The 512-nt window shown below is 63.3% G+C and carries 1 protein-coding gene; it reads left to right on the top strand.

Going from position 1 to position 512, the window contains the following annotated elements:
- Positions 1 to 108: 108 nt before the first annotated feature.
- The coding region (locus tag ACTWPP_RS45180) for an adenosine deaminase family protein (RefSeq protein WP_443110647.1) at positions 109 to 512 on the top strand (404 nt) is incomplete at its 3' end.

Genomic DNA, 512 nt, shown 5'->3' with positions numbered 1-512 from the left:
ATCCGTCGTCGCGCAACTGCTGCAGGTGCGAGAGCTGCAACAACATGCGCTCAGCAGCGCTAGCAGCGGCGCGGCGGTCCCTTACCGCGTCCCCACATCCGTCTGATCATGCCGATCTCGCCCACTCTTGCAGAACGCATCGCCACCAGCCCGAAAGCCGAACTGCACATCCACATCGAAGGCTCGCTCGAACCCGAACTGATGTTCGCGCTGGCCGAGCGCAACGGCGTCAAGCTGCCGTATGCCTCCGTCGAAGAAGTGCGCGCCGCCTACGCTTTCGACGACCTGCAATCGTTTCTCGACCTGTACTACGCCGGCGCCAGCGTGCTGCTCACCGAGCAGGATTTCTACGACATGACCGCCGCCTACGTGGCGCGCGCACTTGCCGACAACGTCCACCACGCCGAAATCTTCTTCGATCCGCAGACGCACACCGCGCGCAACGTGCCGATGCACGTGGTGATCAACGGCATCGTCCGCGCGCTGGATGATGCCGTTGATCACCACGTGCA

It is taken from the genome of Actinomadura sp. 3N407 (assembly GCF_052245875.1).
Lineage (GTDB): Bacteria > Actinomycetota > Actinomycetes > Streptosporangiales > Streptosporangiaceae > Spirillospora.
This window is presented reverse-complemented; position numbering and strand designations above follow the sequence as displayed.